Source organism: Acidovorax sp. ACV02 (assembly GCF_014851475.1).
GTDB classification, from domain to species: domain Bacteria; phylum Pseudomonadota; class Gammaproteobacteria; order Burkholderiales; family Burkholderiaceae_C; genus Acidovorax; species Acidovorax delafieldii.
The window spans coordinates 42,413-63,621 of the sequence record NZ_JACUZU010000012.1 but is presented as its reverse complement, the minus strand read 5'-3'; the positions used below and the strand labels follow the sequence as shown (position 1 = coordinate 63,621).

The 21,209-nt window shown below is 64.7% G+C and carries 23 protein-coding genes and 1 tRNA gene; 12 read left to right on the top strand and 12 right to left on the bottom strand.

Features of this window, described 5'->3' with window-relative positions; all coding sequences use genetic code 11:
* The first annotated feature begins 10 nt into the window (after nucleotides 1-10).
* The 8 genes from IB236_RS22880 to IB236_RS22845 all read left to right on the top strand — a co-directional run bounded on the left by IB236_RS22880 (nucleotide 11) and on the right by IB236_RS22845 (nucleotide 6,962).
* Entirely contained in the window at nucleotides 11-679 is a 669-nt protein-coding gene (locus IB236_RS22880; RefSeq protein WP_146871952.1) for an amino acid ABC transporter permease, read from the top strand.
* Nucleotides 676-1,470 (top strand): amino acid ABC transporter ATP-binding protein, encoded by a 795-nt coding sequence (locus tag IB236_RS22875; RefSeq protein ID WP_304503426.1) that lies wholly within the window; start codon nucleotides 676-678, stop codon nucleotides 1,468-1,470. Before IB236_RS22880 ends, IB236_RS22875 begins: the two co-directional genes overlap by 4 nt.
* A 56-nt stretch (nucleotides 1,471-1,526) precedes the next feature.
* The gene (locus IB236_RS22870; protein WP_146871954.1) at nucleotides 1,527-2,420 is read left to right on the top strand and encodes a phytanoyl-CoA dioxygenase family protein; all 894 of its coding nucleotides are present in this window, start codon (nucleotides 1,527-1,529) and stop codon (nucleotides 2,418-2,420) included.
* Nucleotides 2,417-3,046 (top strand): HutD family protein, encoded by a 630-nt coding sequence (locus IB236_RS22865; RefSeq protein ID WP_192422323.1) that lies wholly within the window; start codon nucleotides 2,417-2,419, stop codon nucleotides 3,044-3,046. Before IB236_RS22870 ends, IB236_RS22865 begins: the two co-directional genes overlap by 4 nt.
* 72 nt (nucleotides 3,047-3,118) lie before the next feature.
* Nucleotides 3,119-4,405 (top strand): imidazolonepropionase, encoded by a 1,287-nt coding sequence (hutI, locus tag IB236_RS22860; RefSeq protein WP_146871956.1) that lies wholly within the window; start codon nucleotides 3,119-3,121, stop codon nucleotides 4,403-4,405.
* Nucleotides 4,402-5,784 (top strand): formimidoylglutamate deiminase, encoded by a 1,383-nt coding sequence (locus tag IB236_RS22855; RefSeq protein ID WP_192422322.1) that lies wholly within the window; start codon nucleotides 4,402-4,404, stop codon nucleotides 5,782-5,784. Before hutI ends, IB236_RS22855 begins: the two co-directional genes overlap by 4 nt.
* A gap of 34 nt (nucleotides 5,785-5,818) precedes the next feature.
* Nucleotides 5,819-6,634, top strand: a complete 816-nt coding sequence (gene hutG / locus IB236_RS22850; RefSeq protein ID WP_192422321.1) for an N-formylglutamate deformylase — start codon at nucleotides 5,819-5,821, stop codon at nucleotides 6,632-6,634.
* A 118-nt stretch (nucleotides 6,635-6,752) separates the two neighbouring features.
* Nucleotides 6,753-6,962: a hypothetical protein gene (locus IB236_RS22845; protein WP_056063577.1), complete on the top strand. Its 210-nt coding sequence runs from the start codon at nucleotides 6,753-6,755 to the stop codon at nucleotides 6,960-6,962.
* A 45-nt stretch (nucleotides 6,963-7,007) separates the two neighbouring features.
* Here IB236_RS22845 and asd read toward each other — a convergent pair whose 3' ends face one another.
* From asd to IB236_RS22815, 6 genes are all read right to left on the bottom strand, one after another.
* The gene (gene asd, locus IB236_RS22840) at nucleotides 7,008-7,859 is read right to left on the bottom strand and encodes an archaetidylserine decarboxylase (protein WP_121942744.1); all 852 of its coding nucleotides are present in this window, start codon (nucleotides 7,857-7,859) and stop codon (nucleotides 7,008-7,010) included.
* A 64-nt stretch (nucleotides 7,860-7,923) separates the two neighbouring features.
* Nucleotides 7,924-8,637: an ABC transporter ATP-binding protein gene (locus IB236_RS22835; RefSeq protein ID WP_056063569.1), complete on the bottom strand. Its 714-nt coding sequence runs from the start codon at nucleotides 8,635-8,637 to the stop codon at nucleotides 7,924-7,926.
* A gap of 1 nt (nucleotide 8,638) precedes the next feature.
* Nucleotides 8,639-9,412, bottom strand: a complete 774-nt coding sequence (locus IB236_RS22830; protein WP_192422320.1) for an ABC transporter ATP-binding protein — start codon at nucleotides 9,410-9,412, stop codon at nucleotides 8,639-8,641.
* The gene (locus IB236_RS22825) at nucleotides 9,405-10,403 is read right to left on the bottom strand and encodes a branched-chain amino acid ABC transporter permease (RefSeq protein ID WP_192422319.1); all 999 of its coding nucleotides are present in this window, start codon (nucleotides 10,401-10,403) and stop codon (nucleotides 9,405-9,407) included. The genes IB236_RS22830 and IB236_RS22825 overlap by 8 nt, the downstream gene beginning before the upstream one ends.
* Nucleotides 10,404-10,485: 82 nt before the next feature.
* Nucleotides 10,486-11,349 (bottom strand): branched-chain amino acid ABC transporter permease, encoded by an 864-nt coding sequence (locus tag IB236_RS22820; RefSeq protein WP_056063561.1) that lies wholly within the window; start codon nucleotides 11,347-11,349, stop codon nucleotides 10,486-10,488.
* A gap of 213 nt (nucleotides 11,350-11,562) precedes the next feature.
* Nucleotides 11,563-12,750 carry an ABC transporter substrate-binding protein gene (locus IB236_RS22815; RefSeq protein WP_015014404.1) on the bottom strand — a complete coding sequence of 396 codons (1,188 nt, stop codon included), beginning with the start codon at nucleotides 12,748-12,750 and terminating at the stop codon, nucleotides 11,563-11,565.
* A 547-nt stretch (nucleotides 12,751-13,297) separates the two neighbouring features.
* On the opposite strand from IB236_RS22815, the gene IB236_RS22810 reads away from it, so the two are divergent.
* The 4 genes from IB236_RS22810 to IB236_RS22795 all read left to right on the top strand — a co-directional run bounded on the left by IB236_RS22810 (nucleotide 13,298) and on the right by IB236_RS22795 (nucleotide 16,340).
* Nucleotides 13,298-14,470 carry an HPP family protein gene (locus IB236_RS22810; RefSeq protein WP_121942748.1) on the top strand — a complete coding sequence of 391 codons (1,173 nt, stop codon included), beginning with the start codon at nucleotides 13,298-13,300 and terminating at the stop codon, nucleotides 14,468-14,470.
* A gap of 302 nt (nucleotides 14,471-14,772) precedes the next feature.
* Entirely contained in the window at nucleotides 14,773-15,024 is a 252-nt protein-coding gene (infA, locus tag IB236_RS22805; protein ID WP_015014402.1) for a translation initiation factor IF-1, read from the top strand.
* Between the two features lie 188 nt (nucleotides 15,025-15,212).
* Nucleotides 15,213-15,289: transfer RNA gene (locus IB236_RS22800), tRNA-Pro, on the top strand.
* A gap of 235 nt (nucleotides 15,290-15,524) precedes the next feature.
* Complete coding sequence (locus IB236_RS22795) at nucleotides 15,525-16,340, top strand: heparan-alpha-glucosaminide N-acetyltransferase (RefSeq protein ID WP_192422318.1); 816 nt, start codon at nucleotides 15,525-15,527, stop codon at nucleotides 16,338-16,340.
* Between the two features lie 101 nt (nucleotides 16,341-16,441).
* On the opposite strand, the gene IB236_RS22790 is transcribed toward IB236_RS22795, so the two are convergent.
* From IB236_RS22790 to IB236_RS22765, 6 genes are all read right to left on the bottom strand, one after another.
* Nucleotides 16,442-17,227, bottom strand: coding sequence for a peptidylprolyl isomerase (locus tag IB236_RS22790; protein ID WP_056063551.1), 786 nt, complete (start codon nucleotides 17,225-17,227; stop codon nucleotides 16,442-16,444).
* Nucleotides 17,228-17,293: 66 nt separating this feature from the next.
* Nucleotides 17,294-17,554 (bottom strand): BolA family transcriptional regulator, encoded by a 261-nt coding sequence (locus IB236_RS22785; protein ID WP_056746271.1) that lies wholly within the window; start codon nucleotides 17,552-17,554, stop codon nucleotides 17,294-17,296.
* Between the two features lie 15 nt (nucleotides 17,555-17,569).
* Complete coding sequence (locus IB236_RS22780) at nucleotides 17,570-18,109, bottom strand: septation protein A (RefSeq protein WP_056063543.1); 540 nt, start codon at nucleotides 18,107-18,109, stop codon at nucleotides 17,570-17,572.
* Between the two features lie 24 nt (nucleotides 18,110-18,133).
* Nucleotides 18,134-18,547 (bottom strand): peptide-methionine (R)-S-oxide reductase MsrB, encoded by a 414-nt coding sequence (gene msrB, locus IB236_RS22775; RefSeq protein ID WP_192422317.1) that lies wholly within the window; start codon nucleotides 18,545-18,547, stop codon nucleotides 18,134-18,136.
* Nucleotides 18,544-20,025: a YdiU family protein gene (locus tag IB236_RS22770; RefSeq protein WP_192422316.1), complete on the bottom strand. Its 1,482-nt coding sequence runs from the start codon at nucleotides 20,023-20,025 to the stop codon at nucleotides 18,544-18,546. The genes msrB and IB236_RS22770 overlap by 4 nt, the downstream gene beginning before the upstream one ends.
* A gap of 79 nt (nucleotides 20,026-20,104) precedes the next feature.
* Nucleotides 20,105-21,172: an AraC family transcriptional regulator gene (locus IB236_RS22765; RefSeq protein WP_192422315.1), complete on the bottom strand. Its 1,068-nt coding sequence runs from the start codon at nucleotides 21,170-21,172 to the stop codon at nucleotides 20,105-20,107.
* Nucleotides 21,173-21,209 lie beyond the last annotated feature (37 nt).

Sequence of the window (21,209 nt, the reverse complement as noted above, 5' to 3'; positions counted from 1 at the left end):
GAACTGAGCCATGGAACTCGATTTTTCTCCTGTCTGGGCCGGACTCCCCCAGTTGCTGGCGGGTGCGCTGGTCACTGTGGAAATCACGGCTGCCTCGCTGCTGCTGGGCTGCGTCATGGGCCTGCTGGTGGGCATTGGCCGCCTGAACCCCAAGCGCCGCGTGGTCTACGCCCTGTGCACCGCCTACGTGGCCGCCATCCGTGGCACGCCGCTGCTGGTGCAGCTGTTCATCCTGTTCTTTGGCCTGCCGCAGTTCGGCATCCTGCTGCCCGCTTTTGTGTGCGGCGTGATCGGCCTGGGCATCTACTCGGGCGCCTATATGTCCGAGGTGGTGCGCGGCGCCATCCAGTCCATCGACAAGGGACAGATGGAGGCGGCGCGTTCCATTGGCATGTCCTCGGGCCTGGCCATGCGCACCGTGGTGCTGCCACAGGCCGTGGTGCGCATGATTCCGCCACTGGGCAATGAGTTCATCGCGCTGATCAAGAACTCGGCGCTGGTGTCGCTGCTCACCATCCACGACCTGATGCACGAAGGGCAGAAGATCATCAGTGTGTCGTATCGCTCGCTGGAGGTGTACCTGGCGATTGCGGTGGTGTATTTCATCCTCACGGGTGTCACTTCGTTGGTGCTGCGCCGCATGGAGCTGCGCCTGCGTGCCGGGGGAATGGTGCAATGAAGAAAAATTCTGTGATGACCGTAGCAAGCCCATCCGCCGAGCCCATCGTGCGCATTCGCGGACTGCGCAAGTCGTTTGGCAGCCACGTGGTGCTGAACGGCATCGACTTTGACGTGCTGCCGTCGCAAGTGGTGGTGGTCATCGGGCCCAGCGGCTCGGGCAAGAGCACCTTTCTGCGCTGCTGCAACGGACTGGAGCAGCCCGAAGGCGGCACGGTCGAGATCTGTGGCCGCACACTGGTGCAGGACGGCCGCATGCTGCCCGACCATGACCTGAACGCTTTGCGCGAAGAAGTGGGCATGGTGTTCCAGTCGTTCAACCTGTTTCCGCACCTTTCGGTGCTCGACAACGTCACGCTGGGTCCGCGCAAGCTGCGCGGCCTCTCGCGCAAGGAGGCCGAGGAGCGCGCACAGGCCCTGCTGACCAAGGTGGGCCTGGCGCACAAGGCTTTGGCCATGCCTGCCAGCCTGTCGGGCGGGCAAAAGCAGCGTGTGGCCATTGCCCGCGCACTGGCCATGGAGCCGCGCGTGATGCTGTTCGACGAGCCCACCTCGGCGCTGGACCCCGAGCTGGTGGGCGAGGTGCTGCAGGTCATGAAGCTGCTGGCCAGCGAAGGCATGACCATGATGGTCGTGACGCACGAAATGGACTTTGCACGCGAGGTGGGCGACGTGGTGGTGGTGATGGACGGCGGCGGGATCATCGAGTCCGGCCAGCCTGCCACCATCTTCACCAACCCCACGCAGGAGCGCACGCGCTCCTTTCTGCAGGCGGTGCTCACGCGCGCCTGAGGCTGGGTGTGCGTGATGCATGACAACGGTCAATAGCCTACAAGGAGACAGCTCGTATGCACCCGGTTTCACCTGCCAGTGACCTGAGCCAACAACAGCACTTTCAACAGCGCTTGCAGGAGCGCCTGACCGCCGACGACATCGCGCGGTTTGACCGCGACGGCGCCATCTGCATCAAGCAGCTGCTCACGCCCGAAGAGGTAGCGCTGCTGCGCGACGGCATCGACGCCAACCTGGCCGCGCCCAGCCCGCGTGCCAAGGTGGCCAGCAGGCCGGATGACCCGGGCCGCTTCTTCGAGGACTTCTGCAACTGGCAGGACATCCCGCAGTTCGGCCGCTTTGTGCGCGACACGCCGCTGGCCCTGGCCGCGCAGCGCCTGATGCAGTCACGCACCGTGCGGCTGTACCACGACCATGTGCTGGTGAAGGAGCCGGGCACGCGCCAGAAGACGCCCTGGCACCAGGACCAGCCTTACTACAACATCGAAGGCAGGCAGAACGTGAGCATGTGGATTCCGGTCGATCCAGTGTCGCGCGCGGCCACGCTCGAATTTGTGGCTGGTTCGCACAAGGGCCCCTGGCTCATGCCGCGCACCTTCATGGACAACCAGGCCAAGTGGTTCCCCGAGGGCAGCCTGCAGGACCTGCCCAACGTCGAGGCCAATCGCGACGCTTTTCCCATCGTGGGCTGGGAGATCGAGCCGGGCGACGTGGTGTGTTTTCACATGCTCACGCTGCATGCGTCGGGCGGGGTGGAGGGGCCCAACCGGCGCCGCGTGTTCTCGGTGCGCTTCCTGGGCGACGACACGCGCCACGCGCCAAGGCCGTGGAAGACCTCGCCCGAGTTCCCGGGGCTGGCGGACCAGCTACCCGCTGGGGCAGCCATGGACCACCCGCTGTTCCCGCTGCTGGTGGGCGGGAACGGTGTGCCGCAGGGTGAAGGCGCGTGAAGCAGTTTCTGGACTTGGCCTCCACGCCCCCGGTGCCCTGGAAGAACGGCGGCGGCAGCACACGCGAGCTGGCGTGCTGGCCGCCCGGCGCGGGCATGGACAGCTTTGCATGGCGCGTGAGCGTTGCCACCATTGCAAGCCCCGGGCCGTTCTCGGCGTTTGTGGGGGTGGATCGGCAAATCATGTTGCTGGATGGCGATGGCGTATATCTGCAAGGCGCAGAAGGACATTGGCAGCACGCGCTGACGCACCGCTGGGAGCCGTTTGCGTTCTCCGGCGAAGAGCCGGTGGACTGCCGCATGCCGGGCGGTGTTTCCACCGACTTCAACCTGATGCTGCGCCGGGGTGCGTGGACCGGGAACCTGAAGGTGCTGCGCGATGCGCCGCCGCCCGCTGAGGGGGCTGCCGCGGGTCTGTGCGTGGTGCTGCAGGGCACCTGGCGATGCGAGGACTGCGATACCCACCAAGTGCGGATGCTGGCAGCGGGGCAGGGCCTGTGGTGGGTGAACGAAGGGGGCGAAGCAGCGCCGTCGATCACCCCTGTGCGCCGCGCCGAAAGCGGTGGGTCTGCCGACGATGCACCCGTGCTGGCCTGGGTGGCCTTGCGCAGGGGCTCTGCACCATAATTTGGATCAAATGGGCTGCAAGCGCTAGTGGAATATGCGCTAGTAGCTATATAAACAATAGCAATTCAATCCATGAACACAGCAGCAGGTAGCAACAAGCAGGGCGTTGTCCCGCCAGCATCTTCCGCACCCAGTGCCGATGGCGTGTGGACCAACCTGCGGCCCGTGGCCGCGTTGTGGGCGACGGATGTGCCGGTGCCTGAGGGCACGCTGGCGTGTGTGGTGGTGCAGGGCGGCGCCGTGCAGTGGGTGGGCCCGCAGGCCCAGGTGCCAGCAGCCTTTGCGGCCTTGCCTCGCATTGACAGCAGGGGCGCCGTCACCACCCCCGGTCTGGTGGATTGCCACACCCACCTGGTGTACGGTGGGCAGCGCGCCAACGAGTTCGCGATGCGGCTGGCGGGTGCGACGTATGAAGAGGTGGCCAAGGCGGGCGGGGGCATCGTGTCGTCGGTGCGCGCCACGCGCGAGGCCAGCGAAGACGAGCTCTTTGCCCTGGCCGCGCCGCGCCTGCAGGCGCTGCTGGACGAGGGCGTGTGTGCCATCGAGATCAAGTCCGGCTACGGACTGGCGCTGGAGCACGAACGCAAGCAGCTGCGCGTGGCCCGCCGCCTGGGCGAGGCCTTTGGCGTCACGGTGCGCACCACCTTCCTCGGCGCGCATGCACTGCCGCCCGAATACGCCGGGCGCAGCCAGGACTACACCGACCTTGTCTGCAACGAGATGCTGCCTGCGCTTGCGGCCGAAGGCCTGGTGGATGCCGTGGATGTGTTCTGCGAACGCATCGCCTTCACGCTGGCCGAGACCGAGCAGGTCTTCCAGGCCGCGCGCAAGCTCGGCATCCCCGTCAAGCTGCATGCGGAGCAACTGTCCGACATGGGCGGCTCGGCACTCGCTGCGCGCTACGGTGCGCTGTCGTGTGACCACATCGAGCACCTGTCGGCCGACGGCATCGCTGCGATGAAAGCCGCAGGCACCGTGGCCGTGCTGCTGCCTGGCGCCTACTACACGCTGCGCGACACGCACCTGCCACCCATCGCGGCACTGCGCGCAGCGGGTGTGCCCATGGCTGTCTCCACCGACCACAACCCGGGTACCTCGCCCGCGCTGAGCCTGCTGCTGATGGCCAACATGGCCTGCACGCTGTTCCGTCTGACAGTGCCCGAGGCGCTGGCGGGCATCACCACCCACGCCGCACGCGCGCTCGGCCTGCAAGACACCCACGGCCTCATCGCATCCGGCAGGCCCGCCCACTTTGTGCTGTGGCCGGTGGGCGAGGCGGCCGAACTGGCCTACTGGCTGGGCCAAAAGCCTGCCTGCACCATCGTGCGGCAAGGGCGCATTCACGGAGTCATGCCATGACGCAACAACTGTTCGCCGCCGATGCACTGCTGCCCACGGGCTGGGCGCGCAACGTGCTGATCACATGGGATGGGGCAGGGCGCATCACTGCCGTCGCGCCCAACGCCCAGCCAAATGGTGCCGCCATGGCCCCGGGCCCCGTGTTGCCCGGCATGCCCAATCTGCACTCGCACGCCTTCCAGCGCGCGTTTGTTGGCCTGACCGAATACCGGGGCGAAAGCCAGGACAGCTTCTGGAGCTGGCGCAACCTGATGTACCGCTTTGCGGCGCGCATTACGCCCGAGTCGCTGGAGGCTATTGCGACCTGGCTGTACGTGGAGATGCTGGAGGCGGGCTACACCAGCGTGTGCGAGTTCCACTACGTGCACCACGACCAGGACGGCACGCCCTATGCCGATGACGCCACGCTCTCGCTGGCCCTGCTGCGTGCGGCGCAGAATGCGGGCATCGGCATCACGCTGTTGCCGGTGCTGTACCAGACGAGTGGTTTTGGTGCCAAGCCACCGCGTGCGGACCAGGCCCGCTTCATTCGCAGCACGGACAACATGCTCTCATTGCTCGAGCGCCTTGCACCCGCTGCAAGAGCGCAAGCGGCCGTTTTGGGACTGGCGCCGCACTCGCTGCGCGCGGTGCCGCCCGGCAGTCTGGAAGTTGCGGTACAGGGCCTCACGGCACTCAATGCGCAGGCGCCCATTCACATACATATTGCCGAGCAGACGCAGGAAGTGGATGACTGCGTGGCCTGGAGCGGCCAGCGCCCGGTGCAGTGGCTGCTGGAGAACGCCCCCGTGGACGAGCGCTGGTGTCTGGTGCACGCCACGCACATGACCCCGCAGGAGTACCAGGACGCAGCGCGCACGGGCGCCGTGGCGGGCATCTGCCCCACCACCGAGGCCAACCTGGGCGACGGCATCTTCGACATGCCGCTGTGGCTTCAGCACGGCGGGCGCTGGGGCGTGGGCTCGGACAGCCATGCCTGCGTGAATGCGGCAGAGGAATTGCTGATGCTCGAATACGGCCAGCGCCTGTCGCTGCGCCAGCGCAATGTGCTGGCCACCGCTGCGCAGCCCGAGGTGGCCACGGCCATGACCTTGCAGGCCGTGCAGGGCGGGGCGCAGGCCGCGGGCCGCGCCATTGGTGGCCTCGCCGTGGGCCAGCAGGCCGACCTGGTGGCGCTGGATTCGCAGCACCTGGCGCTGCGCGATTTGCCTGCGCACAGCATGCTGTCGGCCCATGTGTTTGGCAGCCACCGCACCTCGGCCATCGACAGCGTGTGGGTGGCGGGGCAGCGGCGCATCGCCAGCGGCCGGCACACGCTGCATGACGCAGCGGCCCATGCGTTCGTGGCCGCGCGCTCGGCCACCATTGCACCCGATTGACGCGTTCGATTGAATTCCTACCCCTGAGCTTGTGATGACAGATACCTCTCCACGTCCTTTTGTCCTTTACCCCGGCACCGCGCCGCTGCTGGTGTCGATGCCCCATGCGGGCACCTACGTGCCGCCAGCGCTGGCTGCGCGCTTCACCGATGAGGCCCGCCAGGTGCCCGACACCGACTGGCACATGGAGCGCCTCTATGCGTTCGCCAAGGACCTGGGCGCGTCCATCCTCGTGGCCACGCACTCGCGCTATGTGGTCGATCTGAACCGCCCGCCCGATGGGACCAGCCTCTACCCTGGCCAAAGCGTCACCGGCCTGTGCCCGGTCGATACGTTTGACGACACGCCCATCTATGCCCGGGGCGATGTGCCCGATGATGCCGAGGTGGCCGCGCGCCGCGATGCCGTCTGGGTGCCGTATCACGCGCAACTGCGTGCCGAGCTGGACCGCATCCGCGCGCAGCATGGTGTGGCGGTGCTGTGGGACGCTCACTCCATCCGCTCGGTGCTGCCGCGCTTCTTTGAAGGCAAGCTGACCGACCTGAACCTAGGGACGGCCAACGGCGAAAGCTGCGATCCGGCGCTGGCGCAGGAGCTGCTGTCCATCGCCAAAGAGGCCCAGGGCTACACCGCAGTGCTCAACGGTCGCTTCAAGGGCGGGCACATCACGCGCCACTATGGGCAGCCCGCGCAGAACATCCACGCGGTGCAGCTGGAGATGACGCAGTGCAGCTACATGCAAGAAGCCTTGCCGTTTGACTATCTGCCCGATGTGGCGGCAGGCGTTCAGCCGCACCTGCGCCGCATGCTGCAGGCCACGCTGGCCTTTGCGGCAGCGCAAACAGTTTGAAATGGGCACCCCGCGGCGGGAGGGATCGGTGCTAGTATGAACTGGTCGGTCCACCATGGACCGCCGTCAGGGCCTGCATTCACGCAAGGGCCCGTTGTAGCGGGAGGAGCCGCGCCCCATGGACCCCACCGCTTACTACTACATGCCCCTGTTCAAGCCCGGCGCGTTTGTGCAATGGAACCACCAGCGCGAAACCGTGAGCCATGTGGTGGTGCGCCGAAACTCTCTCATGGTGTATCTGGTGGGGCATGAATCCCCCGTGCACCCTGAAGCGCTGCACCTGGCACCCACCGCCTTCCGGCTCACGCGCGCGCCAGACCGTTTGTGAGCGCGGCGCCCCGGCCGAAGGGCTACTGGGCTGATGGGCTGAAGGTCAGCCGCCAGTGCACTGCGCCATCGACTCGCCCAGCTGGATGGGGCGCGTGGGCGACCACTGCGGGTTGAACTGCAGCGGCCCCTGTGGGAACAGCATCACCACGGTGGAGCCGAGCAAGAAGCGGCCCATTTCCTCACCTTGCTGCAGGCTCACCTGGCCCTTGGCGTAGTCCCACTGCCGCAGCGTGCCAGTGCGCGGCGGGTTCACCTGCCCATGCCACACGGTGGCCATGCTGCCCACGATGGTGGCGCCCACGAGTACCAGCACAAACGGCCCCTGGGCCGACTCAAAGAAGCACACCACGCGCTCATTGCGGGCGAACAGGCCGGGCACGCCGCGTGCCGTGGTGGGATTGACCGAAAACAGGTCGCCCGGCACATGCACCATGCGCGTGAGCTCGCCCGCGCAAGGCATGTGGATGCGGTGGTAGTCGCGCGGGCTCAGGTACAGCGTGGCGAAGTGGCCGTTGTCAAAACGGGCTGCGGCGGCCGCATCGCCACCCACCAGGGCGGTGGTGGAGTAGGTGTGCCCCTTGGCCTGGAAAACCTGGTCCTTGGCGATGGGGCCAAACTGGCTGATCGCACCGTCCACAGGACAGATCAGGTCGGCTGAGGCCAGCGGGCGGGCGCCGGGCTTGAGCGCCCGCGTGAAGAAGTCATTGAACGACGTGTAGCTGGCAATGTCGGGGTTGGCCGCCTCGGCCATGTTGACGTTGTAGCGACCCACGAACCAGCGGATCACCGAGGTGGTGAGGCCGCCAAGGCGGGCCGATGCGAACTTGCCAGCCAGGGTGGTCAGTGCCTGCTTGGGCAGGAGGTATTGCGGCAGAACTGCCAGGCGATCAGACACGGGCGAACCCCTCAAAGACGAAAGCGGACGATTCTATCGGCGGTGCGCCATCGCCCGCGCAGGGTCATACCCCGAGGTACTGCTCCAGCAGGAGGGGCTGCGCATGCAGTGCGTCCGAGCTGCCGTCAAACACCACCTGGCCCTTGACCAGGATGATGTTGCGGTCGGTGATCTGCGTGACGTGCTTCCAGTTCTTGTCCACGATCACGCTGCTGATGCCGCTGTCCTTGATGAGGCTGCAGATGCGCCAGATCTCGCGTGCGATCAGCGGCGCCAGGCCCTCGGTGGCTTCGTCGAGGATGAGCACGTCGGGGTTGGTCATCAGCGCGCGGCCGATGGTGAGCATCTGCTGTTCGCCACCGCTGAGCTGCTGGCCGCCGTGGCCCAGGCGCTCCTTCAGGCGCGGGAAGGTCTCCAGCACGCGCTCGTAGGTCCAGTCGCGCTGGCCGCGCGTACCGGCGCGGGCGGCCATCTGCAGGTTCTCGACCACGCTCAGGTTGCCGAAGATCCCACGGCCCTCGGGCACGTAGGCAATGCCCAGCCGGGCCACTTCGTAGGGAGGCTTGCCAGTCATGTCGCGGCCCGCCACGGCCACACTGCCTGAGCGGGGCTTGACCAGGCCCATCAGCGACTTGAGCAGGGTGCTCTTGCCCATGCCGTTGCGGCCCATGAGGCCGATGGTCTCGCCCTGGCCCACGGTGAAATCAATGCCGTGCAGGATGTGGCTGCTGCCGTAGAAGGTGTGGATGCCCTTGGCATCGATCCATGGAGTGGTCATCTCAGTGGTCCTCCCCCAGGTAGGCGGCCTGCACGGTGGCATCGGCGCGTACCTCGGGCGGTGTGCCATGCGCAATCACCTCGCCGTTGACCATCACCGTCAGGCGGTCGGCCAGCGCAAACACGGCATCCATGTCGTGCTCGACCAGCATCATGGCGTGGGCAGGCTTGAGTCGCTGCAGCAGCTCCACCATGCGTTCGGCCTCGGCCACCCCCATGCCGGCCAGAGGCTCGTCGAGCAGCAGCACCTGCGGCTCGGTGGCCAGGGTCATGGCAATTTCCAGCTGGCGCTGCTCGCCGTGGCTCATGGCACCCGCAATGGCCATGCGCCGGTCTTTGAGACCGGACAGCTCGATAGCGCTTTCAAGACGTGCGCTGGTTGCTCTGTTTTTGATAGTGCCCGAGCGGGTGTCCTGCCACCAGCGCAACGGGTTCCAGGGCTGCTGTGCATCGCGCGACTGGGCCGCCAGGCGCACGTTTTCGTGCACAGTGAGCGGCAGGAAGATGTTGGTCTTCTGGTAGCTGCGGCCCAGGCCCTGGCGCGAGATGCGTTCGGGCGCCCAGCCGGTCACATTGGTGCCGCCCAGCAGCACCTGGCCCGAGGTGGGGGGCAGGTCGCCCGAGAGCAGGTTGGTCAGGGTGGACTTGCCAGCGCCATTGGGGCCGATCACCGCATGGATCTTGCCCCGCCAAAGGTCTACCGAGACACCATTGACGGCAGCCAGGCCGCCGAAGCGTTTGGTGACTTTCTGTGCAGACAACAGGACTTCAGCCATGGTGCGATCCCTCCGAGGCCTTGGCTGCGCTCCGCTGCGCAAACATGCCCAGCAGCCCGCGCGGCGCGGCCACCACCACCAGCACGATGAAGCCTCCCATCAGAAGCTGCCAGTGTTTGCTGATGTCCTTGAACACGTGCAGCAGGTACTCGAAGGCAAACGCACCCACGATGGCACCTGCGAAGTTACCCATGCCGCCCAGAATGACCATCATGATGGCGTGCGCGCTCATGTGAAATCCCATGAGCTCAGGATTCACATAGCCGGTCTGCGCGCCCCACAGGTAACCGGCCAGGCCTGCCAGCGCCCCAGCGATGGTGAAGGCGGTGAGTTTGTAGCCCCGTGTGCCAAAGCCCATGGCGCGCATGCGGTGCTCGTTGATGCGGATGCCCGCCAGCGCGCGGCCCAGCGGGCTCCACAGCAGGCGGCGCAGCAGCACGTACACCAGCACCACCAGCGCCAGCGTGAAGTAGTAGAAGGTCTTGCGTCCCTCCAAATCGAACGGCAGCCAGCCGAAGAGCGACGCATCGGGCCGGAAGTTGATGTACAGCCCGTCCGAGCCACCCAGCACCTTGTTGTCGAAGAACAGGTAGAAGACCATCTGCGCAAAAGCCATGGTGACCATGATGAAGTAGATGCCGTGGGTGCGCACCACAAAGAACCCGATCACCAGTGCCACCAGGCCGGCCACAGCCACGGCCAGCGGCAGCGACCACCACAGGCTGACCGGCATGTCTGCAGGGGTGAGAAAGGCCAGGGCGTAGCCCGCCACGCCAAAGTACGCAGCATGGCCCAGTGATACCAGTCCGGTCACGCCCTGCAGCAGATCCAGGCTCATGGCAAAGATGGCCATGATCATCATGCGGGTGACCATCTGTACGTAAAAGTCGGTGCCCACCACAGGGAACAGCAGCAACGCAGCCAGCCCCAGTGCCAGGGCGAACTGCACGCTGCGCGGCAGCACTTCGATATTGGCGCGCGGGGTGCTCATGAGCGGCCGCCGGGCCGCCCCAAGGCAGCGAAGGCCCCCTTGGGGGGTAGCGAGGTACACGAGGTGATGAGCGTGGGGGTAATCATTGCTTAAACAGGCCTTCGGGTTTCCACAGCAGCACGGCCGCCATCAGCATATAGACCAGCATGCCCGCGGCCTGCGGCAGCAGCACCTTGCCAAACGTATCGACCAGGCCCACCAGCAGCGCCGCAATCAGCGCTCCCCGTACTGAGCCTATGCCACCAATCACCACCACCACAAAGCACATGATGAGGACCGACGAGCCCATGTTCGGGTACACGCTGGACACCGGTGCAGCCACCATGCCCGCGACGGCCGCCAGGCCTACACCCAGCGCGAACACGATGGCATGGATGAGCTTGATGTTCACGCCCAGCGACTCGGCCATGTCGCGGTTGAAGGCGCCCGCGCGGATCTTCATGCCCAAACGCGTCTTGGAGATCAGCAGGTACAGCGCCACAGCCAGCGCGATGCACACGCCCGATATGAACAACCGGTAGACCGGGTAGGAGAGGGTGTCGGTGAGCGGGATCGACCAGTCAAGCATTTGGGGGATGGGCACGCCGTGCACATCGTCGCCCCACAGGATGGAGCGCAGTTCTTCAAAGATGTAGATCAGCCCGAAGGTCAGCAATACCTGATCCAGGTGGTCGCGGTGGTAGAAGTGGCGAAACAGCAGCCATTCAAGCGCCAGCCCGAAGACCACCGACAGCAGCGCGCCACCCACGATGGCCAACGCCAGGCTGCCGAAATGCCCTGAGAGCGAATACGCGAGGTAAGCCCCCAGCATGTAAAAGCTGCCGTGCGCCAGGTTCACCACGCCCATGATCCCGAAGATCAGCGTGAGCCCGGCCGCCAACATGAACAGCAGCAGGCCGTATTGAACGCTGTTGAGCAGCTGGATCAGGAAGGTGGCGAAGTCCATGAATGTGGTGATGTTGGCGGCCTGCCGATGTGGCTGGTAGCCACTGGTGAAAGGGGCTTTGTGCGGGCGATGTGCCCGTGGAGTTGGTAACTGGCGCGGCCCCATGGAGGGCAGCCGAGCAAGGGCCGCCCCGCAGCGAGGGCTGCGTCCCCCTGCACGCTGCGCGCAGCGCTGCGAGAACGGGGGGAAGGCGCGCAGCGCCTCAGGGGGGTGTTATCCCATCCTGCAACCGGCGCCGCTGTCGGCCAGCGCCTTGGCGGCTACGCCGATCACCTTGTTTTCCTTGTTCTCGACGCGGCGCAGGTAGATGTCCTGCACGGGGTTGTGCGACTTGCTCATCGTCCACTTGCCGCGTGGGCTGTCGATGACTGCGCTTTCCATCGCCTTGATGACGGCCGGTTTGGCAGAAAGGTCGCCCTTGACCGCGTTGGCGCCCTGCACCAGCAGCAGGCCGGTGTCGTAGCCTTGCACGGCATACACGTCGGGCTGGCTGCGAAAGGCCTTGGCGTATTCCAAGCGGAACTGCTTGTTGCGCGGCGTGTCCAGCGAATCGCTGTAGTGCATGGTGGTGATGATGCCGTCGGCCGCGGGGCCGGCAGCGTCCAGCACGCCCTCGGTGAGGAAGCCCGAGCCGTACAGCGGAATCTTGTCCTTGAGGCCGGCCGCCGCATAGTCCTTGATGAACTTGGCCGCGCCGCCACCGGCGAAGAAGCAGGCCACGGCATCAGGCTTGAGGGCCGCGATCTCGGTCAGAAGCGCCTGGAATTCGACGTTGGGGAAGGGCAGGCCCAGCTCCTTGACGATGGTGCCGCCGGCCTTGGTGTAGCTTTCCTTGAAGCCCTCAAACGCCTCGTCACCAGCAGCGTACTTCCAGGTGATCCACACGGCCTTCTTGTGGCCTTTTTCGACCATGGCCTTGCCCAGCGCCAGGGTGGGTTGGGAGTTGCTGAACGAAGTGCGGAATACATTGGGCGCGCACAGCGCGCGGGTGGCGGCGTGCACGCCCGCGTTGGGGATGAGGTTGAGCACACCGGTGTCGCGCGCCACCTTCTGGATGCCCATCTGCACGCCCGAGTGCACAGTGCCAATCAGCACATCCACCTTGTCGCGCTGGACCAGCTTGCTGGCGTTTTCCACGCCCTTGCTGGGCTCGGACTCGTCATCGACCTTGAACCATTCGATCTCGCGGCCGCCGAGCTTGCCGCCTTGCTGGTCGATGGCCAGGCGCACGCCGTTTTCGATGGCCACACCCAGCTGGGCAAAGGTGCCGGTGTAGGGCAACATGAACCCCACGCGCACCTTGCCGCTTTGAGCACGCACGATGGAGGGCAGCAGCAGGCCCGTGGATGCTGCGCCAACGAGGGCGGCACTGCGGCTGATGACGAGGCGGCGGGTGGTCATGGGGCTTGTCTCCTTTGTTTAGGCTTAAAGTAATTTACTGCAAGCGTTCGGTGGTGAATACCTATGGGTTACCCGTACCGGTGCTGGCGTGCGGTTCCACGTGCATGGGTCGTGGCGTCCGTGGGTTCTCTGTCTTCGCTGCTAGAGGCCTGACGAATCCGCGTGACATGGCTGCGAACGTTGATGGCTGCCGCAGCCATAGGGTAACTTTGAAACATGAATTAAAATGCATGTATTAAATTTTTGTGCAGTATAGATCGTGTTTTTTGGATTCGGGTGGCCGATTTGAGCCTGCGTTCTAGGTAGTTTCCAGCAGGGAGGCGGTAGCGGCGCCGACCGGTGCCCGGAGGTGTTCCAACGGACCGATGACCTCTCGCGCTCCTGCAGCATGGCTCTACCTGCACAATCGCGGACTGATCATCGGCCCCGTCGCATATGGAAGGACGTCTTGCCGGGGTGATAGCAGTGTTAACTGCACGGCGCCCGCCACCATCCAGTCTGCGCCGAGTTGATGCAGCTTGCGGTTGCATCCGCATTTTTATTCTGTATGCCTCCTTCTTCCCCCTCCGACCTTTCTCCTTCTGTACCGTCCCGGCCGCCATTGGTGGCGCGCCTGGCCGAATGGCTGCGGCATTTCTGGCCCGCCCCGCTGGGTATTGATGGCAAAGAGCGCCTGCGCTTTGTGGTGGGCGCGGTGATCGGTGTGCTGCTCACGGCATGGCTCAGCCGCTGGTGGGCCCAGGGGAATGGCACTGGGCCGTGGATGGTGGCTTCTCTGGGCGCCAGTGCCGTGCTGGTGTTTGGCATGCCCTCCAGCCCGCTGGCGCAGCCCTGGCCAGTGTTGGGTGGCAGCACCTTGTCGGCGCTGGTGGGGGCGGTCTGCTGTGCGTTGATTCCGGACAAGGCTCTGGCGGGGGCGGTGGCAGTGGGGCTGGCCATCGCGCTCATGGTGCCATTGCGTTGTCTGCATCCTCCGGGTGGGGCCATGGCGTTGTACGTGGTGTTGACCTCTGGCGATGGGTGGCACCTTGCGGCATTCCCGGTGTTGTTCAACGTCGTACTCCTGTTGATCGCCGCCGTGGTCTACAACGGTTTGACAGGCCGTCGCTACCCACATCCTCAGCGTGTCACGCCGCGGGTGGCAACAAGCCAGGGCGCTTTCACTGCGTCGGATGTCGATGCGGCGCTGGCCCATTACAACCAGGTGCTCGACGTGAGCCGGGCAGATTTAGAGGGGTTGTTGCACCTGGCGGGCCGTGCAGCTTTCCAGAGAACCCTGGGAGAGTTGCGCTGCGCGGACATCATGTCCAGTCCGCCTCACGCTGTGGAGGCCGGCGTGTCGCTGAAGGAGGCGTGGGCTCTGATGCGTTTGCAGCAAATCAAGGCGCTGCCGGTGGTGGATGCGCAGCGCCAGGTGATCGGTATCGTGACGGTGGCCGACTTCATGCGGCTAGCCAACCTGGACACCCATGAAGGGCTTGGGCAGCGGTTGCGCACACTGGTCATGGGGCGTGGTGGGCAACCCCAGGCAGTGGGCGAGATCATGTCCCACCCTGTCCAGGTGGCGCGCTCGGCCCAGCATGCGATGGATCTTGTGCCGCTCTTTTCGCAGGGCGGACACCATCACATTCCCATCGTGGATGATGTAGATCACCTCGTTGGCATCATCACCCAGACCGACCTCGTGCGCACCCTGGCCTCGGCGGTGCAAGGCCGATAGCGGATGGTTTTCGAGGTTCTGGCTGCGAGCGCTGCGCCCGCGCCACAGGGCAGACCGGGTGTCCCATAGGCAAAACACGGCTTGTCGCGGTACAATTGACAGGCTTTGCACAGCGCTGACGCCTGTTCATTGAAGCCGTCTCCCGGCCCTCTGCCTGATCTGCGCCCTGGGTGCAGCGACTCCCACCGCCCGCCATGCACCGTGTGTCGAGTTTCGACAACGCTGCAGCTGCCGTGGTGAATGCAATAAAACCGCTCAGGCGCCGACCACAGAACATTTGCTTTGAAGAGATAGAGAAACACATGGCCAAAGAAGAACTCATTGAAATGCAGGGCTCCGTCACGGAAGTCTTGCCCGACTCGCGATTTCGCGTCACGCTGGACAACGGCCACCAACTGATTGCCTACACCGGCGGCAAGATGCGCAAGCACCACATCCGTATCCTGGCTGGTGACAAAGTGTCCCTGGAGATGTCGCCTTACGACCTGACCAAGGGCCGCATCACGTTCCGCCACCTCGCCGGTCGCGGTCCTGGCCCTTCCTCCAGCCGCTGATCTTTCCGTTTTCGGTCCGTGGCAGACCGAGGCGGTTTTCTAGTTTTTTCTGGTTCGTCTCTTGCCACGTCGCGTTCGCGCGACCGCTCCCTCCTGCGATCTCTTCGCCCTGCTACTTTCTAAAAAAAGTCAAAAAAGCAGGCGATGAGCCAAAAACAGGGGAATTGGCGGGTTAGAATACGAGCTGTCGGAGCGTAGCGCAGCCTGGTAGCGCATCTGCTTTGGGAGCAGAGGGTCGCGAGTTCGAATCCCGCCGCTCCGACCAATGTTTGAAGGCCTTGCAGCAAATGCTGCAAGGCCTTTTTTATTGCCCCGCCTGGTGCCTTTCAACGCAGAGGCGATCGGGCGATCGGGGTCTCGGTGGCGAGCGGAAATGGGCTATTCACCGCCTTCGCTTCCAGCAGGCTCGCGGAATCTACGTACCATTGTGGCCATCGCCGGTTGGCTCCCATTTGCACCGCCCCTGCCGTTTACCGCGCACGGTGCTTGCTGGTATCTCCATGACCTTCTCTGTGCTCTCTAAAGCCGCTGCCGCACCGTTGCCCCAGTCCGAAGCACTTGCCCTGCCTGCAGTGCAGCGATACGACGCGGTCGATGCTCTGAGGGGAGTAGCCATGGTGTGGATGACGGTGTTCCACTTCTGTTTTGATCTGAGCCACTTCGGCTTGTGGTCACAGAACTTTCGTGTGGATCCGTTCTGGACCACGCAGCGCACCTTCATCGTGAGTCTTTTCCTGTTTTGCGCGGGACTGGGCCAGGCCATTGCGTTGCATCAGGGACAGGGCTGGCACCGGTTTGGGCGCCGCTGGGTGCAGATCGCCGGGTGTGCGTTGCTGGTGTCCGCGGGGTCGTTTGTGATGTTTCCGGCCAGCTTCATCTATTTCGGTGTGCTGCATGGCGTGGCGGTGATGTTGCTCATTGCGCGCTGTACGGCAGGGTGGGGGCGCTGGCTGTGGCTGGCCGGACTGGTGGCGGTGGCCTTGTCGTGGGCTGCGCAGCAGCTTCTGGCGGGGGTATGGGCCGATGCCGCACCCTGGTTCAATGGGCGAGCCCTGAATTGGCTGGGGTTGGTGTCCCGCAAGCCGTTCACGGAAGACTATGTGCCCGTGTTGCCATGGTTGGGTGTGCTCTGGTGGGGGCTCGCTGCAGGTCAATGGGCCATGCGCGCGCGCAGGGGCTGGTTGCAATGGCCGCTACCCGTGGTGGTGCGGCCTCTGGCGACACTGGGGCGATGGAGCCTGAGCTATTACATGCTCCACCAACCGGTGATGATCGGCCTGCTGATGGCTGTGGTGTGGCTGATGGGGCGGACCTGAGCCTCGTCGAACTGTCTGGCCTTGCTAAACAGGCCGAGCCATAAAAAAACGCGACCGAGGTCGCGTTTTTTGTGGCCATGACGGCTGGGGGGCCGAGTGGCTTATTCCACCTTGGCCTTGGCGCGCAGGTCTTCCTGGAACTTGGCCAGCTTTTGCTGCTGCAGTTGCTGCGCCACTTGGGGCTTGACTTCTTCGAGCTTGGGCAGCTCTGCCTGGCGCACATCGTCCAGGCGGATGATGTGCCAGCCAAACTGGCTCTTCACGGGCGTCTCTGTCATCTTGCCCTTTTCGAGCTTGACCAGCGCTTCGGTGAATTCGCTCACGTAGCTCGATGGGTTGGCCCAGTCGAGGTCGCCGCCCTTGGCGCCGGAGCCTGGGTCCTTGGATTGCTTCTTGGCGATGTCTTCAAACTTGGCGCCCTTCTTGATGGACGCGATGATGGCCTTGGCGTCGGCTTCCTTTTCCACCAGGATGTGGCGGGCCTTGTATTCCTTGCCGCTGTTGGCTGCCACGAACTTGTCGTATTCGGCCTGGATTTCAGCGTCGGTGACGGGGTTCGTCTTCTGGAAGTCGGCGAACAGTTCGCGGATCAGGATGGCCTGGCGTGCCAGGTCCAGCTGGGCCTTGTAGTCTGCCGAGGTTTCCAGGCCGCGCTTCTGAGCTTCCTGCATGAAGATTTCACGGGCAATGACTTCTTCCTTGATCTGGCCTTCGATGTCGGGCGTCACGGGGCGGCCCGAGCGTTCGACCTGCTGCTTGAGCGCCTCGACGCGCTCCTTGGGAACTGCCTTGCCGTTAACAATGGCGACATTCTGGGCGGAAACGGGCAGGGCCAACGTGCCCAGCACGGCAGCGGCGACGAGGCCGGACAGGAGCTGTTTCTTCATGCGGAATCCAAAAAATGAGGGGTTGTTTGCCGACTGAAATCCGGCAGATGTTGACTTGGGGCCGGCTCAGAGAACTTCAATGGCGAGGGCGTGAACGCCTTGGTCAATAAATTCTTGCAGCGCATCATACACAAGGCGGTGTTGGGCTACCCGGGAGCGTCCTGTAAAGAAAGGTGACGAAATTCGCACCCGAAAATGGGTGCCAAATCCCGTGCCGTTGGCGCCCGCATGGCCTGCGTGGGCGGCGCTTTCGTCCAGCACCTCCAGGTGGCTGGGGGTGAGGCGGTCGGCCAGTGTCTGGTGCATCTGGTCTGCGATGGAGTTCATGGGCTTCACACTCGTTCAGGTGGTGGGCTCGTCGCCCTTGAGGTGGGGCGCAATGTAGATGCCCTGGGCCACCAGGAAGACCAGCGGAAACGCATAGCCCCACAGCTTGAAGTCCACCCAGGCTTCGGTGCTGAAGTTCATTACCACGTACGCGTTGATGGCGGACATGAAGGCGCAGTAGATGATCCAGGCCACGTTCAGCCGCTGCCATACGGCGTCGGGCAAGTCCAGCTGGCTGCCCAGCAGCATCTTGAGGAAATTCTTTTTGAGCGCCCAGAGCGCCACCGCCAGGGCCACCGACATAGCGCCATAGAGCACTGTGGGTTTCCATTTGATGAACCGGTCGTCCTGCAGCACCAGCGTGAGCGTGCCAAACAGCAGGATCAGCACCAGGGTGACCTTGTGCATGGTCTGCAGGCGCCGGTCGATGGCGTAGATGATGGCCATCTGCAAGGCCGTGGCCGCCATGAGCACGGCGGTGCCTACGTAGATGCCGTAGAACTTGTAGGCCCCGAAGAACAGCAGGATGGGGAAAAAGTCGATCAGAATTTTCATGGAGTCAGCAAGGAGTCCCGGGCTTCAGCGGTCGCCGGACTCGAAGTCCAGCGAGGCCGAGTTCATGCAATACCGCAACCCGGTGGGCGCTGGGCCATCTTCAAACACGTGGCCCAGGTGCGCCCCGCATTGTGCACACACCGTTTCGGTGCGGACCATGCCATGGCTGCGGTCCACGATTTCGGTGATGGCGCCGGGGAGGGCTTCGGAAAAGCTGGGCCAGCCGCAGCCCGCGTCAAACTTGGTGACCGAGTCAAACAGCTTGGCGCCGCAGCAGACGCAGTGGTAGCTGCCGTCGGCCCAGTGGGCTTCGTACTTACCGGTGAAGGGGCGCTCGGTGGCGGCATGGCGCGTGACCTGGAAGGCCACGGGTTCTGCGCCTTTTTCGCGCAGCACGGCTTGCCATTCGGCGTCAGTCTTCTGGATGGGATGGGTCATGATGAACAGCTGATCTCGATGGAAGACGCCCAGTCGGGCGGGAAGGCGGCGTAGGCGTCATGCCCCGGGTGCTCGTCAAACGGGCGCTCCAGCAGCCGCTGCAGGGTTTGGAGTTCACCGAAGTCGCCAAGTTTCGCCGCACGAATGGCCTGTTCGCCCAGGTGGTTGCGCAGCACGAACTTGGGATTGGTTTTGAGCATCAAATCGACTTGATGCGCTACATCCATATGCCTTGAGTGCTCTGAATATAGTAGCAGCCATTGGTCCAGGCCAGCACGGTCTACAAACAGGTCGCGCACGGGCTCCATGTCTTGGGTGCCCACGGCCTGCGACAGGCGGCGCCAGAAGATGGGGTAGTCCACCCGGTTCTGGGCCAGCAGCAGCAAGATGCCGTCGATGAGCGCGCCATCGCCGTCGCTGGCCTCCCGCAGCCCCAGCTTGGCGCGCATGCGGGCCATGAAGGCCTCGGGGAAAACCGTCTTGTAAGACTCCAGGGCCTGCTTGGCCAGTTCCTGGTCGCCGATCAGGGGCAGCAGCGCCTGCGCCAGGCAAAACAGGTTCCAGTACGCCACATTGGGCTGGCGGTTGTAGGCGTAACGGCCTTGCGAGTCGCTGTGGTTGCACACGTGGCCGGGCACAAACGCGTCGAGAAACTGGAACGGCCCGTAGTCAATCGTCAGGCCCAGGATGCTCATATTGTCAGTGTTCATCACCCCATGGCAAAAGCCGACCGCCTGCCACTGCGCCATGAGGCGTGCGGTGCGCTCGCTCACGGCCTGCAGCAGGGCGGCGTACGGGTTGCCTGCCAGGTCGGTGCTGTCCCGGCATTCGGGGTAGTAGCGGTCAATGACGTAGTCGGCCAGCGTTTGCAGCGCGGCCTCCTGGCCGTTGGCAGCAAAGTGCTCGAAATGACCAAAACGCACAAAGCTGCGTGCCACGCGGGTGACGACGGCAGCGGTCTCGATTTCTTCGCGGCGGACGTGCGCGGGAGAGCCGGTGATGCACAGCGCGCGCGATGTCGGCACACCCAGTCCGTGCATGGCTTCGCTGCACAAAAACTCGCGGATGCTGGAGCGCAATACCGCACGGCCGTCGCCCATGCGAGAGTAGGGCGTGCGGCCTGCACCCTTGAGCTGGACCTCCCACCCCGTAGCCGTCTCCCCGAGCAAGATGGCGCGCCCATCGCCCAGCTGACCGGCCCAGACGCCAAACTGGTGTCCGCTGTACACGCTGGCCAGGGGGCGCGAGCCTGCCAGCAGGCGGTTGCCGGTGAAGGCCTGCAGGGCCTCATCGCTGCGCAACGCGGCTTCATCCAGCCCGAGCAGTTGCGCCACGGCGGGGCTGGTGCCTACCCAATGGGGCGTGGGCAGAGGGGTGGGGCGCAGTTCGGTGAAAAAGTCGGTGCCCAGCGCGGCAAAGCGGTGGTCCCAGGCGAGGCCGAGGTCGGTGTGGGCGTCGCTGTCGGCAGTCAGGGTCATGGGCTGGATTGTCTCGCAGGCCGGATGCCCCGGCGCCCACAGGGCCATGGCAGGGCGGGTAGGTCCTGCACCGCGACCGCTACAACAACGCTGCCGCCGTCAGGCAGGCCGGGCCTGACGCAGGCTGCAGCAGCTGCTGGCGGTATTGGCCTGGGGGCATGCCAAACCAGCGCTTGCAGGCCCGAAACAGGTTGCTCTGGTCGCTGAAACCCAGCTGGTCCGCCACCTCGGCCAGGCTGCGGCGCGGGTCGGCCAGGTATTGGCGTGCCAGCTCGCTGCGGGTGTCGTCCAGAAGTTGCTGAAAACTCACCGACTCTGCCTGCAGCCGGCGCTGCAAGGTGCGATCGGTGAGGTGCAGGCGCGCAGCCACGTCCTCGCGCCGGGGTTCACCGAGGTGCAGCATGCGCGATATCTCGGTGCGCACCTTGGCGCTGACCAGCGACTGGCCCAACGGGCCCAGTTGTCCCAGCTCCGCCTCCACCAGTTGTTCGTGCAGCGCCCACAGGCTCGGGTTGTGGGTGGGAATGGGTTGCAGCAGGTCGGCTTCGGCCATCAGAAAGCGATTCACTGGCTGGCCAAAGCGGGGGGGTACGCCAAATGCCGCGCGGTGCCGCGTGTCGTCGGCTGGCGCTGGGGTGACCAGCTCCACAGCCAGGGGCGTGAGGTCGCGCCGGGTGAGCCAATCGCACAGCGTTAGCAGGGTCAGCACCGCAAACTCCACCCGCTGTCGCGGTATGGGGCGCGAGGCGCCGATGTGGTTGAGCACCACCCAGTAACCGCGTGGGTCTCGCTCCATCGAGAACGTGGTGGCGTCCGAGATCAGCGCCATGTGCCGGTCCAGGTGCCTGAAGCCTTCGAGAAGGTTGGGCCCCGAGGCCAGTGCGTGGCCGACCAGATCCAGCTTGCCGTAGCGCGCGGCCAGCTGGCGGTCCAGGCCGAGCCCCGGGCGATCGTAGTGCTGGGCTGCGGCCTCCCACAAGCGGCTGACGCGGTCCACATCCACGCGGGTGTGGGGGTGCTGCAGGCTCTGCAGGTCGATGTCGGCCTGCGCGCACAGGGCTTGCACCGGCAGTCCTTCGGCTGCAAACAGCTCCGCAATGCCGCGCACCCAGGCGGCAGAGCTTGTGCGCTGCGGCAATGGGTTCATGGGCAAGCCCCAGTCTCAGGGTTTACGCGCGGGTGGT